The sequence below is a fragment of the Bacteroides sp. Marseille-P8574 genome (genome assembly GCF_902825465.1).
Classification (GTDB): domain Bacteria; phylum Bacteroidota; class Bacteroidia; order Bacteroidales; family Bacteroidaceae; genus Bacteroides; species Bacteroides uniformis.
Genome location: NZ_CADEBE010000002.1, coordinates 498826 through 511989 on the forward strand (window position 1 = coordinate 498826; position 13164 = coordinate 511989).

9 protein-coding genes are annotated in these 13164 nt (G+C 48.9%); 5 read left to right on the forward strand and 4 right to left on the reverse strand.

Annotation, left to right across the window (positions count from 1 at the left end; translation table 11 throughout):
- Positions 1 to 204 precede the first annotated feature (204 nt).
- The 3 genes from HUX74_RS14380 to HUX74_RS14390 all read right to left on the reverse strand — a co-directional run bounded on the left by HUX74_RS14380 (position 205) and on the right by HUX74_RS14390 (position 5376).
- Positions 205 to 1947 carry a phospho-sugar mutase gene (locus tag HUX74_RS14380; protein ID WP_138346014.1) on the reverse strand — a complete coding sequence of 581 codons (1743 nt, stop codon included), beginning with the start codon at positions 1945 to 1947 and terminating at the stop codon, positions 205 to 207.
- 81 nt (positions 1948 to 2028) lie between these two features.
- Positions 2029 to 3672 (reverse strand): C69 family dipeptidase, encoded by a 1644-nt coding sequence (locus HUX74_RS14385; protein WP_117965790.1) that lies wholly within the window; start codon positions 3670 to 3672, stop codon positions 2029 to 2031.
- A gap of 36 nt (positions 3673 to 3708) precedes the next feature.
- A complete protein-coding gene (locus HUX74_RS14390) occupies positions 3709 to 5376 on the reverse strand; it encodes a M23 family metallopeptidase (RefSeq protein WP_226791191.1) in 1668 nt (555 codons plus the stop codon).
- Positions 5377 to 5574: 198 nt separating this feature from the next.
- Between HUX74_RS14390 and ald the strand changes: the two genes are divergently transcribed.
- Positions 5575 to 6678 carry an alanine dehydrogenase gene (gene ald / locus HUX74_RS14395; protein ID WP_117965796.1) on the forward strand — a complete coding sequence of 368 codons (1104 nt, stop codon included), beginning with the start codon at positions 5575 to 5577 and terminating at the stop codon, positions 6676 to 6678.
- A 65-nt stretch (positions 6679 to 6743) separates the two neighbouring features.
- Here ald and HUX74_RS14400 read toward each other — a convergent pair whose 3' ends face one another.
- A complete protein-coding gene (locus HUX74_RS14400; RefSeq protein WP_138346016.1) occupies positions 6744 to 7967 on the reverse strand; it encodes an MFS transporter in 1224 nt (407 codons plus the stop codon).
- A 202-nt stretch (positions 7968 to 8169) separates the two neighbouring features.
- Between HUX74_RS14400 and HUX74_RS14405 the strand changes: the two genes are divergently transcribed.
- The 4 genes from HUX74_RS14405 to gadC all read left to right on the forward strand — a co-directional run bounded on the left by HUX74_RS14405 (position 8170) and on the right by gadC (position 13121).
- The gene (locus HUX74_RS14405) at positions 8170 to 9606 is read left to right on the forward strand and encodes a glutamate decarboxylase (RefSeq protein WP_117965802.1); all 1437 of its coding nucleotides are present in this window, start codon (positions 8170 to 8172) and stop codon (positions 9604 to 9606) included.
- A gap of 8 nt (positions 9607 to 9614) precedes the next feature.
- Positions 9615 to 10580, forward strand: a complete 966-nt coding sequence (gene glsA, locus HUX74_RS14410) for a glutaminase A (protein ID WP_138346018.1) — start codon at positions 9615 to 9617, stop codon at positions 10578 to 10580.
- A 107-nt stretch (positions 10581 to 10687) separates the two neighbouring features.
- Positions 10688 to 11431: a potassium channel family protein gene (locus tag HUX74_RS14415; protein WP_117601288.1), complete on the forward strand. Its 744-nt coding sequence runs from the start codon at positions 10688 to 10690 to the stop codon at positions 11429 to 11431.
- A gap of 103 nt (positions 11432 to 11534) precedes the next feature.
- Positions 11535 to 13121, forward strand: coding sequence for a putative glutamine/gamma-aminobutyrate antiporter GadC (gadC, locus tag HUX74_RS14420; protein ID WP_005832260.1), 1587 nt, complete (start codon positions 11535 to 11537; stop codon positions 13119 to 13121).
- The last annotated feature ends 43 nt before the right edge of the window (positions 13122 to 13164 follow it).

Sequence of the window (13164 nt, forward strand, 5' to 3'; positions counted from 1 at the left end):
GAAACGACTCTCATTCACATCAACCAATCGGTGTGTAACCGCAATCTGCATATACTAAACTTCCCTGCAAACGTTTTGTTCATCAACCATCGGCTTTAAGTCTTTATTTAAGTTTTCTTTCAACACAGAAGCAAAAAGAAAAGGCGCAGCCCTCACGGGTTACGCCTCTCCAAACACTATATACACATTTTTTCCTCTTTCCTATCAAATGCCGAGTGACTTGCGCACTGCCTCCACTTTCTTTTCAGCTTCGGCATCAGCGCCGGCATAGCATTTCGGACAACCCATCTCGCCCTTCACCTCGATATAGAACTTAATCTTCGGTTCCGTACCGGAAGGACGGACAGAAATCTTCGTGCCGTCTACAGTGAAATATTGAAGTACATTGGAAGTCTCTGGCATATCCAGCTTGCTTACATTACCCCGGACATCGGTAGCCTCCAATGTCTTGTAATCCTTAATCAGGCTGACAGCCGAACCGCCGATTTCCTTCGGAGGATTGGCGCGGAAGTTATCCATCATCGCCTTGATTTCTTCGGCACCGCTCTTACCGGGTTTCACCACGTTCACGGTGGTTTCCTTTGAGAATCCGTATTCTACATAGATTTCCATCAATACGTCATAGAGTGTCTTGCCCTGGTCTTTGGCCCAAGCACAGATTTCGGCCAGCAAGGAGCAGGCAGAAACCGCATCTTTATCACGGACAAAGTCTTCGGCCAGGAAGCCATAGCTTTCTTCACCACCACCGATATACTGCTGCTTGCCTTCGCTCAGACGGATTTCGCGGGCAATCCACTTGAAGCCGGTATAGCAATCGCGCATTTCAATCTTGTTCTTATCTGCCACAGCCTTGATGAGTTCAGTGGTCACGATGGTCTTCACGATGAAGTCATTCGGCTGCATCTTGCCCATTGCAATACGGTTCTTGATGATGTAGTACAAGAAAATGAGACAAGTCTGGTTACCATTAATAAGCACCCACTCGCCCTTATCGTCCTTGCAGGCCATACCGACACGGTCGGCATCCGGGTCACTTGCCATCACGATGTCAGCGTCAATCTTCTTGGCCAGCGCAATGGCCATGGAAAGGGCTTCGGCATTTTCGGGATTCGGAGAAACCACCGTCGGGAAATTGCCGTCCTTCACCATCTGTTCGGGCACGCAGTTGATATTCTCAAATCCCCACTCCTTCAATGAGTCCGGAATGAGCACGCGGCCTGCGCCATGAAGCGGAGTATACACAATGCTGAGGTCTTTCTGGCGACGGATGACTTCGGGGTCAATGGAGATGGAGTGAACCATGTCCAGATAAACCTTATCCACTTCCTTGCCGATAATCTGAATCAAGTCCTTGTTGCCGTTGAACTTGATGTCGGTCACCGTCACCTTATTCACCTCGTCTATGATGGCTGTATCGTGCGGAGCGAGCACCTGCGCACCGTCATCCCAATAAGCCTTGTAGCCGTTGTATTCTCTGGGGTTGTGGCTGGCTGTAATGTTGATACCGCTCTGGCAACCGAAGTGGCGAATGGCAAATGAAACTTCGGGCGTAGGACGAAGGTCATCAAAAAGATATACCTTGATGCCGTTTGCAGAGAAGATGTCGGCAGAAATCTTTGCGAACTTGTCGCTATTGTTGCGGCAGTCGTGCCCCACAACAACGGAAATATCCTTCTTTCCGGCAAAACATTTGTTCAGATAGTTGGACAAGCCCTGCGTTGCGGCACCTACGGTGTAGATGTTCATGCGGTTTGTACCGGCACCCATGATGCCACGCAGACCACCCGTTCCAAACTCCAGGTCTTTGTAAAAACTGTCTATCAATTCGGTTTTATCTGGATTTTCCAACATGCGTTTCACTTCTGCCTGAGTTTCGGCATCATATGCCGGGGTAAGCCATTTTTCGGCTTTCTCAGTCACCTGCTTAATCAGTTCCTGATTTTCCATAAGACTGTTATTATTTTAAGGGTTAATATAAACTTTTTTGTAAGACACAAATGTAGAAGAATAAGTTCAAATATCCTAATTTTATTCAGGCATTTTATATCTGTCTCCCGTCTGCTTAACATACTCTTCAAGGAACTCCTTCGGGTATCCCGGGCGGATTACGCCTGCCGGCTGGCCAATGGAATTACGTTCGAATTGACCGTTTTTCATACGTTTGACAACGCCGTCATTATACTTTACGACAAGAAACTCGCCAAGACGTTTCCAAGTATCGAAGGTACTTTGAGCGGTCATGTTCGTATAGTTGGTAAGAAATGCCTTTGCTTTGGCAGGATCTTTTTCCAGCAGTTTGGCAGCAGCAGCCTCAACGCCTTCCTGCGCTTCGTTGAAGGTTGTCTCCAACTCTGTCTGAGTGGCACGCACGTCGCCCATCATCAAGTCATAACGGGGATAAACCATATTGGCCACCCAGTTGAAAATCCAGAAAGCGGAGTTCCAGGAGAAAGTGATGTAATCGGCGCCGTCCACACGGGTGTAGCATACGGGAACCTTGTCCGTACAGCAGTATACAGGTGTAAATACCGTCATATTGGCATCATCCGTGCCGAACCACAATACTCCACCGATAGGGTCGGGCAACTCGGAACGCATCTGTGCCACGAATACGAAACCGCTCTGCTGGGTGGAGATGGGACGCTCATTGAAGTATTCCTGGTCACCCACCTTGAAAGAGAGTGGAGAAAGGCGGTACGGGGTATGATACGGGCCTGCGCCGAAATCTTTGCTGATGTCGAGAGGAGTACCTTCATAATGGTCGCGCATGGCGTTCTTCACATCCTGCACGGAAACCTTGCGGTTGGGCTTCACAAACAGAGGCATCGGAGTGTCCGTCTCACCCAATATATAAGGCAGGAACTCGTTGCCGCGGTCGGTAAACATATTAAAATAGCTCCATACGCGTGCCTCGCAATAGCGACGGGCACCGAAATCGAGCGGAGCGTAGGCATCGGCAAAGCTGAAATCCTTGTTCACACCGTCAAAATAGCCCTTCTCGCGTGCAAAAGAGATGACGTCGGCAGAGTACATGCAGTTTTCCTTGTCATTCATATTGAACTGATGAATGCGGCTCTGATTGGCATGTGCGGAGATACAATCATCGGGCACGCGGACAGCTACCCATACGGCACCGCGCACACCGGGTCCCTTGCCAATCATCTCCATAATCCATATCTCGTTGGGGTCGGCAATGGTGAAGGATTCTCCACTACTGTAATAGCCATATTCCTGCACCAATTCCGTCATCACCTTGATAGCCTCGCGAGCAGTGCGTGAACGTTGCAGTCCGAGATAAATCAAGCTACCGTAGTCGATAATACCGGTAGTGTCTACCAGTTCGGGGCGTCCGCCGAATGTCGTTTCACCGATAGTGAGCTGGAATTCGTTCATATTGCCGATGACATTGTACGTCTGACGCGCCTGCTCTATCTGCCCAAGGTATTTGCCGGTGTCCCACTCGTGTATGTCAATCAGCGTACCTTTCTTGTGCATACCGGCAGAATAATGATACAACTCGCCGAACAAACCATAAGAATCGGCAGAATAGGAAACAATGGTAGAACCATCCGCAGAAGCGTTCTTGCCCACGATAAGATTGGTGCAGGCCAGCGCATTCGCCACGGCTGCCACAACAAACAAGACGGAAAGAGTCAGTCTTTTACTTTTCATACTTCTAAATTATAATGTTACTAAATATTTCAGTCTTTACCATACAAAATCAAACTGTTCGGTGGTACGGTTGCCACAGCCATCCGTCACCGTCATCTCCACCACGTGCTTGCCGCCTTTCTCCACATGTTTCGGGTCGAGCTCGCACACCAGGTTACCGCTGATGGAATTGGGCTTTCCAAACAAGGCATACTTCCCGTCAATCGTACCCCGATAGGTATTGATGCCGGTTTCCTTGTCCTTGGCCTTGAAGATGATTTTTCCCGTACGTCCCCATTGGGCTTGGTTTACGGGAGTTATCACCGGCGGAACCGTATCCACCGCTACGGTATAAGTCCCCAAATCCCGTATACGCACTTTCATGACACCATCCTCATACTTACCGCCGATGCGGTATTTTCCACCGCGCGCCGTTACGCCCGCCACATAATATTTGGTCATATCCTCTACCGGACGCCGGCGCAAGCCGATACGCAAATCGCAGGCACCGTGCATAGGAATACGGGTATCGTTCAATTGATAGGTGAAAGCGATGTCGCCACTATCAGCCCGCACGGAGTAGTTCAGCAAGACGTCATCGTAGAGCATTCCTTTCGGGATAACCAACTCCAGCCCCGGCTCCTGCAGATAGTTCACCTTATCCCATTTGAGGGCGTATTTCTCACGATGTTCCACCGGAGCAATTATCGTCTTCTGTCCCTGCACTGTGAAGCGGACCTTGGAGATATTTCCCAGCGCATCTCTCAGCGTATAGACAAACCGGTAAGGGTGTTCTTCGTTGATGTCCACCAGTCCGCGATTGCCGTTGGATGCCTGTAGCATGCGCAAGTGGTTGCCCGGCTCTATGAAAGACTTCATGTACTGGCCGTGTGTCCACGAATTGATATAGCGGTTCTCCTCATAGGCAAAGCGATCTACCGTACTGCGGAAGACTTCCTCGCCGTCCACTTCGAGAATCACCGCCTTCACGCCATATTTATTCTGCACTCCGTCCATATAGTCGTAGGCACGGATACCTGCACCAATCAGTCCCCAGGCGGTAATGGGTTTTGTTGGATGTGCCGGAAAAGCCCGTCGCGTCTGCTTGCCCTCCACCACTCCTTTTCCCGGCTGTGGAAACAGCATGATACCTTCGGCACGCGGGGCAGTCTTGTCTTTCACCTTGTTCATGAAGAAAGGCAACGGGTCTATATATTCGTCCGTAGCCGTCTCTATCATATCCAGATGCAGGTGCGGACCGAAAGAGTAACCGGTGTTTCCGCTTAAAGCTATTATCTGACCGGCCTTCACGGGATATTCATCGGGGTCGGGAGTTATTTCCACCTCCCAGCTTTCTTTTTCATATTGTAAATCTTCTATCCGACGGGCAATGTCACCCACAAAAGCACTCAAATGGCGGTTTATCGTCGAATAGCCGTTGTCATAAGTTACATCGAGCACATAACCTGAGCCGTGGGTGACGCGGATACGCGAAATATATCCGTCTGCCAGAGCGCGTACCGGCTTGCCTATGGTGCCACCTGTCTTGAAATCCAGTCCGCCATGAAAATGGTTGGCACGTATCTCGCCGAAGTTACCGGAGAAAGTGATGGGAAAATCAAAAGGCGGGATGAAGGAAGGCTTGTCTGTATCGGTTTCTTGGGCATAGCCGCTTTGCACACTACCAATAAAGAACAAAAGAGAGAAAAATATAGAATATTTCATATTTTGTACAGTCAATATTATTTTAAATGCATGCAAATATAAAAAGAATAGTTCTCTCTACCTACAGAAAGCTACAATTATCATTGATTAAAACATGCATAAAAATTCTGTTGAAGAACATAGATGCACCGATAACACCCAAGCCGGGAAATCGCTATATTGCGCCATGTTTAACCCCCCAATTAAAACTTTAAGGTTATGATTATCGGAGTACCTAAAGAAATCAAGAACAACGAGAACCGCGTGGGAATGACCCCTGCCGGAGTAGCCGAATTGGTGAAAAAAGGTCATACGGTGTATGTGCAGGCCACAGCAGGCGTAAACAGCGGTTTCTCCGACGATGACTACATCGCCGTAGGTGCAAAGACTTTACCGACCATTGAAGACACGTATGCCGCAGCCGACATGATTGTCAAGGTAAAGGAACCTATTGCACCGGAGTACAAACTGATTAAAAAGGGACAAGTGGTATTCACCTATTTCCACTTTGCAGCCGATAAATTACTAACCGAAGCCATGATTGAAAGCGGTGCCGTCTGCATTGCCTACGAAACCGTGGAAAAAGAAGACCACTCACTTCCGCTACTTACTCCTATGAGTGAGGTGGCAGGACGCATGGCTACACAAGTAGGAGCCCGCTTCCTTGAAAAGCCACAAGGCGGCAAGGGAAAACTGATGGGCGGAGTAACGGGCGTACGTCCCGCACGCGTACTTATCCTTGGAGGTGGTATCGTGGGCACCAATGCCGCACAGATAGCTGCCGGAATGGGTGCCGAGGTACTGATTGCCGACATCAACCTTCCCCGCCTGCGCTACCTGAGTGAAGTGATGCCGAAAAACGTAAAGACACTCTATTCTTCCACCCATAACATCAAGATGGAATTGCCGAACATCGACTTGGTAATCGGTTCCGTCCTCATCCCCGGTGACAAGGCCCCACACCTCATCACCAGCGAAATGCTGAAGATGATGAAACCCGGTACGGTACTCGTAGACGTAGCCATCGACCAGGGCGGTTGTTTCGAAACCTCCCACCCCACCACGCACAGCGACCCTACCTACATTGTGGACGGAATTGTACACTACGCCGTTGCCAATATCCCCGGCGCCGTACCCTTCACCTCCACCATGGCACTGACAAATGCCACCCTGCCCTACACCGTAGCCCTGGCATGCAAAGGCTGGAGACAAGCCTGCAAGGACGACCCGGCTCTGGCGCAGGGATTGAACGTAGTGGAAGGCAAAGTAACATACAAAGCTGTAGCCGACGTCTTCGGGCTGAAATATGAAGCCATTGAGTGATAAGTGATGAGTGATTTGTTGGTGTTTTTCTTTCAGCATGATAGCGCAGCACAATTACCAACAAATCACTCATAACTCCTCCCCAACAAAGAATCCTTCTTCCTCGCATACTCCCACCACATAGCGAGCAGTGTGATGCAGAGGTTGAAAATAAACGGAAATTCCCTGGAATTAGTGTGGAACAAGGTCTGAAAGAAATCTGTAATGAACGGGGACAATAGAATCGCCAGATAATTCATCACCATTACAAAAGCCAGTGCCAAAGTTGTTTTTTCCGGTATGGCCGTATCTACTGTCTCGTCATAAATCAGCGGTTGAATGACACCATATCCCAAACCAACCAACATACATCCCGATATTATCAGCCATTCTTTAGGCGAAATCCATATCAAGAGCAAACCCACTGCAATGGACAAAAGGCTGTAGAACTTTGTGTGTTTCCCCATCCACTTCACGATATGCCCCAGGAAGAAACCCGGAGCCATAATGGCAAGGAAGAATAAGGAGATCATCAATCCGGAATTTCCGCTGGAGAAGTGATGGGCCTCCATCAAAAAAGGCAAGTCAAAAGTAACCGCCAGCACTATATACGTAGTGACGCCATAAAACAGCATCAACTGTAGCAGATGGCGGATATGGATGCCGTATTTACCGGGAACCGCACGCTTGGATTCCTCCGGAACAACGGCAGCCGTATCTTCTGCTATCTGCGGCTGACCGGTATCCCCCTTCAAATATCCGACAAGCAGCAGAGAAACCAACGGAAGCAGATATACCACGAAAGGCAAGTGCCAGTTTACCTCTGCCAGATACCCAGTCACCGCCGTTGCCACAACCAGCGTCACATTGGTGATGGCAGAACTGTAACCAAACTGCTTCACCCGATATTCCCCCGTGAAATAGCGTGAAACCAGACCGGTGGACAACGGAATAATCACCCCCGAACCGATGCCAAGCAAAGCGCTGACCACCATCAACTGCCACATTTTGTCCGAAAAAAGATAAAGTACCCCACTGGCGGCAAACATCCAAAGTCCCGCTTTCAGCAGACGCACAAAGTCACGTTTCTCGGCCAGCTTGCCCGCCAACAGCACAAAAGGAATTATCAGCAGCGAAGGCAGGGAGGTAAGCATCTGTATATCCAATTCCGTGGCATGTGGAAAAATGGTGGTAAGCTGTCCCAAAATAGGTGACACGGCCAACCCCGGCAAGGAAGTCAATGCAGAGACAGACCAAATGCCGACAAGCGTGATTAGGGGGATTGTACCCCTTCCGGTATTGATTTTCATATAGTAGTATATTAATTAAATGAATAATGTGGGAACAACAAACCCACCTTCAGAATGTTCGTTTTTTAAGATTTTACTACGCTGCCCTTTAATAAACGCCAAATAATGCAAAACCCCGGAACTTTCATCCGCAAACCCCGTTGTTGTGGGATATTCGACGGGGAAAAGCCCCGCCGCCTAAACCTTTAAAAAACTTATTAATATGGAAGATTTGAATTTCAGAAAAGGAGATGCAAAAACTGAAGTATTCGGCTCAAACCGTATGTTACAACCCTCACCCGTAGAAAAGATTCCCGACGGACCTACTACCCCGGAAATCGCCTATCAGATGGTGAAAGACGAGACCTTCGCCCAAACGCAGCCTCGCTTGAATCTGGCTACATTCGTCACTACCTATATGGACGAATATGCCACCAAGCTGATGAACGAAGCCATCAACATCAACTACATCGACGAGACCGAATATCCGCGCATCGCCGTAATGAACGGTAAATGTATCAACATCGTGGCCAACCTCTGGAACTCTCCTGAAAAAGAAACCTGGAAAACCGGCGCACTTGCTATCGGTTCCTCGGAGGCATGTATGCTGGGTGGTGTGGCAGCCTGGTTGCGCTGGCGCAAGAAACGTCAAGCACAAGGCAAACCGTTCGACAAACCCAACTTCGTTATTTCAACCGGTTTCCAGGTGGTATGGGAAAAATTCGCCCAATTGTGGCAGATTGAAATGCGTGAAGTGCCTTTGACACTCGACAAGACCACGCTCGACCCCGAAGAAGCCTTGAAGATGTGTGATGAGAACACCATCTGTATCGTGCCTATCCAAGGTGTTACATGGACAGGACTGAACGATGACGTCGAAGCCCTCGACAAAGCCCTCGATGCCTACAATGCAAAGACCGGCTACGACATTCCTATCCACGTGGATGCCGCCAGCGGCGGTTTCATCCTCCCGTTCCTCTATCCCGAAAAGAAGTGGGACTTCCGTCTGAAGTGGGTACTCTCCATCAGCGTCAGCGGACATAAATTCGGCCTGGTTTATCCGGGGCTGGGTTGGGTTTGCTGGAAAGGCAAGGAATATCTGCCCGAAGAAATGTCATTCAGCGTAAACTACCTCGGTGCCAACATTACTCAGGTAGGCCTGAACTTCTCCCGTCCTGCCGCACAGATTCTGGGTCAATATTACCAGTTCATCCGTTTGGGATTCCAGGGTTACAAGGAAGTACAGTACAACTCCCTGACCATCGCCAAGTATATCCATGACGAAATCGGCAAGATGGCTCCGTTCGTAAACTATTCCGACGAAGTTGTGAACCCGCTGTTCATCTGGTACTTGAAACCGGAATATGCAAAAGCTGCCAAATGGACTCTCTATGACCTGCAGGACAAGCTGTCACAACACGGTTGGATGGTACCCGCCTATACTCTGCCTTCAAAGCTGGAAGACTATGTCGTAATGCGTGTCGTTGTTCGCCAAGGATTCAGCCGCGACATGGCAGACATGCTGCTGGGTGACATCAAGAATGCCATCACGGAGCTGGAGAAACTGGACTACCCGACTCCCACCCGTATGGCGCAGGAAAAGAACCTGCCGGTGGAAGCCAAAATATTCAATCACGGATGCCGTACACATAAAAAGTAACAGCTAATATGGAAAAGAAAATATCAATTTCACAAATAAAGGAGGTTGCCCAAGAAGCCTACAACGAGGTGAAGGGCAGTACGGGAGGCAAGAATGCGGATTATATCCCCTACCTTGCCAACATAGACACCAAACTGTTCGGACTCAGCATCTGCCTGATGAACGGGCAGACCATCAATATAGGCGATACAGACTATCGTTTCGGTATAGAGTCCGTCTCGAAGGTACACACAGCCATCCTTATCCTGCGCCAATACGGCGCACAGAAAGTGCTGGACATGATAGGTGCCGATGCCACGGGACTACCGTTCAACTCCATCATCGCCATTTTGCTGGAAAACGACCACCCTTCCACTCCGTTAGTAAATGCCGGTGCCATTTCAGCCTGTTCCATGGTGCAGCCAGTAGGAAACTCCGACAAGAAATGGGATGCCATTGTACAGAACATTACCGAGCTATGCGGCTCTGCCCCGCAACTCATCGACGAACTGTACAAATCGGAAACGGCTACCAATTTCAACAACCGCTCCATTGCCTGGTTGCTGAAAAACTACAACCGCATCTACGATGATCCGGATATGGCACTCGACCTCTATACCCGCCAGTGTTCTCTCGGCATCACGGCCCAGCAACTGGGCATTGCCGCAGGAACCATCGCCAATAACGGTGTGAACCCAGTCACCAAACAAACGGTGTTCGAAGCCAGCCTGGCACCGAAAATCACGTCGATGATTTCTACCGTAGGCTTCTACGAACATTCAGGCGACTGGATGTACACCGCCGGCATACCGGCCAAAAGCGGTGTGGGCGGCGGCGTAATGGCCGTATTGCCCGGTGTCATGGGGGTATCGGCCTTCGCTCCTCCCCTGGACGAAGCGGGAAATTCCGTAAAGGCCCAATCGGCAATTAAGTTCATCATGAACAAGCTCGGTCTGGGTGTGTTCAACGGTGATAACGTGACAATTACAGAATAAGATTTTTTAGTTATGAGTTATAAGTGATGAGTTATTTGTTGGTATATGCATCGTAATTAGCAAATAACTTATAACTAATAACTCATAACTTCATAATGGACTTCATCATGAAAATGGCTCTATCAGAATTTGTATTGCGGGAAAAAGGTATTTACGGCATATTACATGTCATCATACTGATACTTTCGTTATTTTTAGTCATCAGTATCTCTGTCGACACGTTCAAGGGGATTCCCTTTTACGAACAGTCAGTCTACATGAAAGTACAGCTGTGGATATGCGCTCTGTTCCTGGCTGATTTTGTGTTGGAATGGTTTCTGGCAGAGAAGAAGGGGCACTATGTAGCCACACATTTCATTTTCCTACTGGTAGCCATACCTTACCAAAATATCATTGCCTATATGGGATGGACTTTCTCACCGGAAATAACCTATATGTTGCGCTTTATCCCATTAGTACGGGGTGGATATGCCATGGCTATCGTAGTGGGTTGGCTGACGTACAACCGTGCATCGGGACTGTTCGTTTCCTATCTTACCATGCTGCTGGCCACCGTCTATTTTTCCAGCCTGGCCTTTTATGTCATGGAGCATGGTCCCAATCCTCTGGTCAAAGGATATGGAGATGCTTTGTGGTGGGCATTTATGGATGTGACGACGGTAGGTTCCAATATCATAGCAGTCACTCCCACCGGACGGGTACTGTCTGTACTGCTGGCTGCGCTGGGCATGATGATGTTCCCTATCTTTACAGTGTATGTAACGAGCCTGGTCGAACGGCGCAATAAGGAAAAAGAAGAGTTCTACAAGAAAGCGGCACAGAAGCCCGCGCCTAAAGCTGATGCTTCCTGAATAGTTAAAACCGGAATTTTCACTTATCCGTTGGGAACAACTCTTCCCAAGTGTTGTTATAGACGCTGATTTTGAATATATTTTTCATCTAAAACCTTAACTTATGGCAAATATTAAACAAACAGTGAAGCTGGGGGTATTTACCCTGGCAATCATGAATGTGACGGCAGTAGTATCCCTACGTGGACTTCCTGCCGAGGCCGTGTACGGAATGAGTTCGGCCTTCTACTACTTATTTGCAGCCATTGTTTTTCTGATTCCGACGTCACTTGTCGCCGCGGAACTGGCTGCCATGTTTCAAGACAAGCAAGGCGGTGTGTTCCGCTGGGTAGGCGAAGCCTACGGAAAAAAGCTGGGCTTCCTTGCCATCTGGGTACAATGGATTGAAAGTACAATCTGGTATCCTACCGTATTGACATTCGGTGCCGTATCCATTGCTTTCATCGGCATGAACGACGTACACGACATGTCACTGGCCAACAACAAATATTACTCGCTCGTCGTTGTCCTCATCATCTACTGGCTAGCCACATTCATCTCCATGAAGGGTATGAGCTGGGTAGGTAAAGTGGCAAAAGTCGGCGGCCTGGTCGGGACCATTATTCCTGCCGCACTGCTGATTATCCTAGGTATCATCTACCTTGCCACCGGCGGACACTCCAACCTGGATTTCCACAGCAGCTTCTTCCCCGACTTGACGAACTTCGACAACGTGGTGCTTGCTGCCAGTATCTTCCTCTTCTATGCCGGTATGGAAATGGGCGGTATTCACGTAAAAGACGTGAACAATCCCTCCAAGAATTATCCGAAGGCAGTGTTCATCGGTGCGGCCATTACGGTTATCATCTTCGTACTCGGTACTTTCTCACTGGGTATCATCATCCCGGCCAAAGACATCAGTCTGACACAGAGTCTGCTTGTAGGCTTCGACAACTACTTCCATTACATCCGTGCTTCCTGGCTGTCACCGATTATTGCCATCGCTTTGGCATTCGGCGTACTGGCAGGTGTATTGACATGGGTTGCCGGTCCGTCCAAAGGTATCTTTGCCGTAGGAAAAGCAGGCTACATGCCTCCGTTCTTCCAAAAGACAAACAAGCTAGGTGTACAGAAGAACATCCTTTATGTACAAGGCGGTGCAGTAACCGTATTGAGCCTTCTGTTCGTAGTCATGCCTTCCGTACAGAGTTTCTACCAGATTCTGTCACAGTTGACCGTAGTCCTCTATCTTATCATGTATATGCTGATGTTCTCCGGAGCCATCGTGCTGCGTTATAAGATGAAGAAGCTGAACCGTCCGTTCCGTATCGGCAAGAATGGCAACGGATTGATGTGGCTCATCGGTGGTCTTGGTTTCTGCGGGTCATTGCTGGCATTCGTATTGAGCTTTATCCCACCCAGCCAGATTTCAACAGGCAGCAACACTGTATGGTTCTCCGTGCTCATCATCGGTGCGCTGATTGTAGTCATTGCCCCATTCATTATTTATGCTTCCAAGAAACCGTCCTGGGTTGACCCGAACAGTAGCTTTGAACCGTTCCATTGGGAAGAGCAACCTGCTGTGCAGACAGCCGGTAAAAGTGCAACAAATATGGCTACCGGTAGCGCCACTGCCAGCAGCAATGGCACAAGTAATTCCGCCACAAGTGGAAATACGGCAAAAGACACAACCAATATCCCCAAAGGATAAAAGGTTATAAGTTGAAACTAAAAAAGGAATATCCCCGAAATCA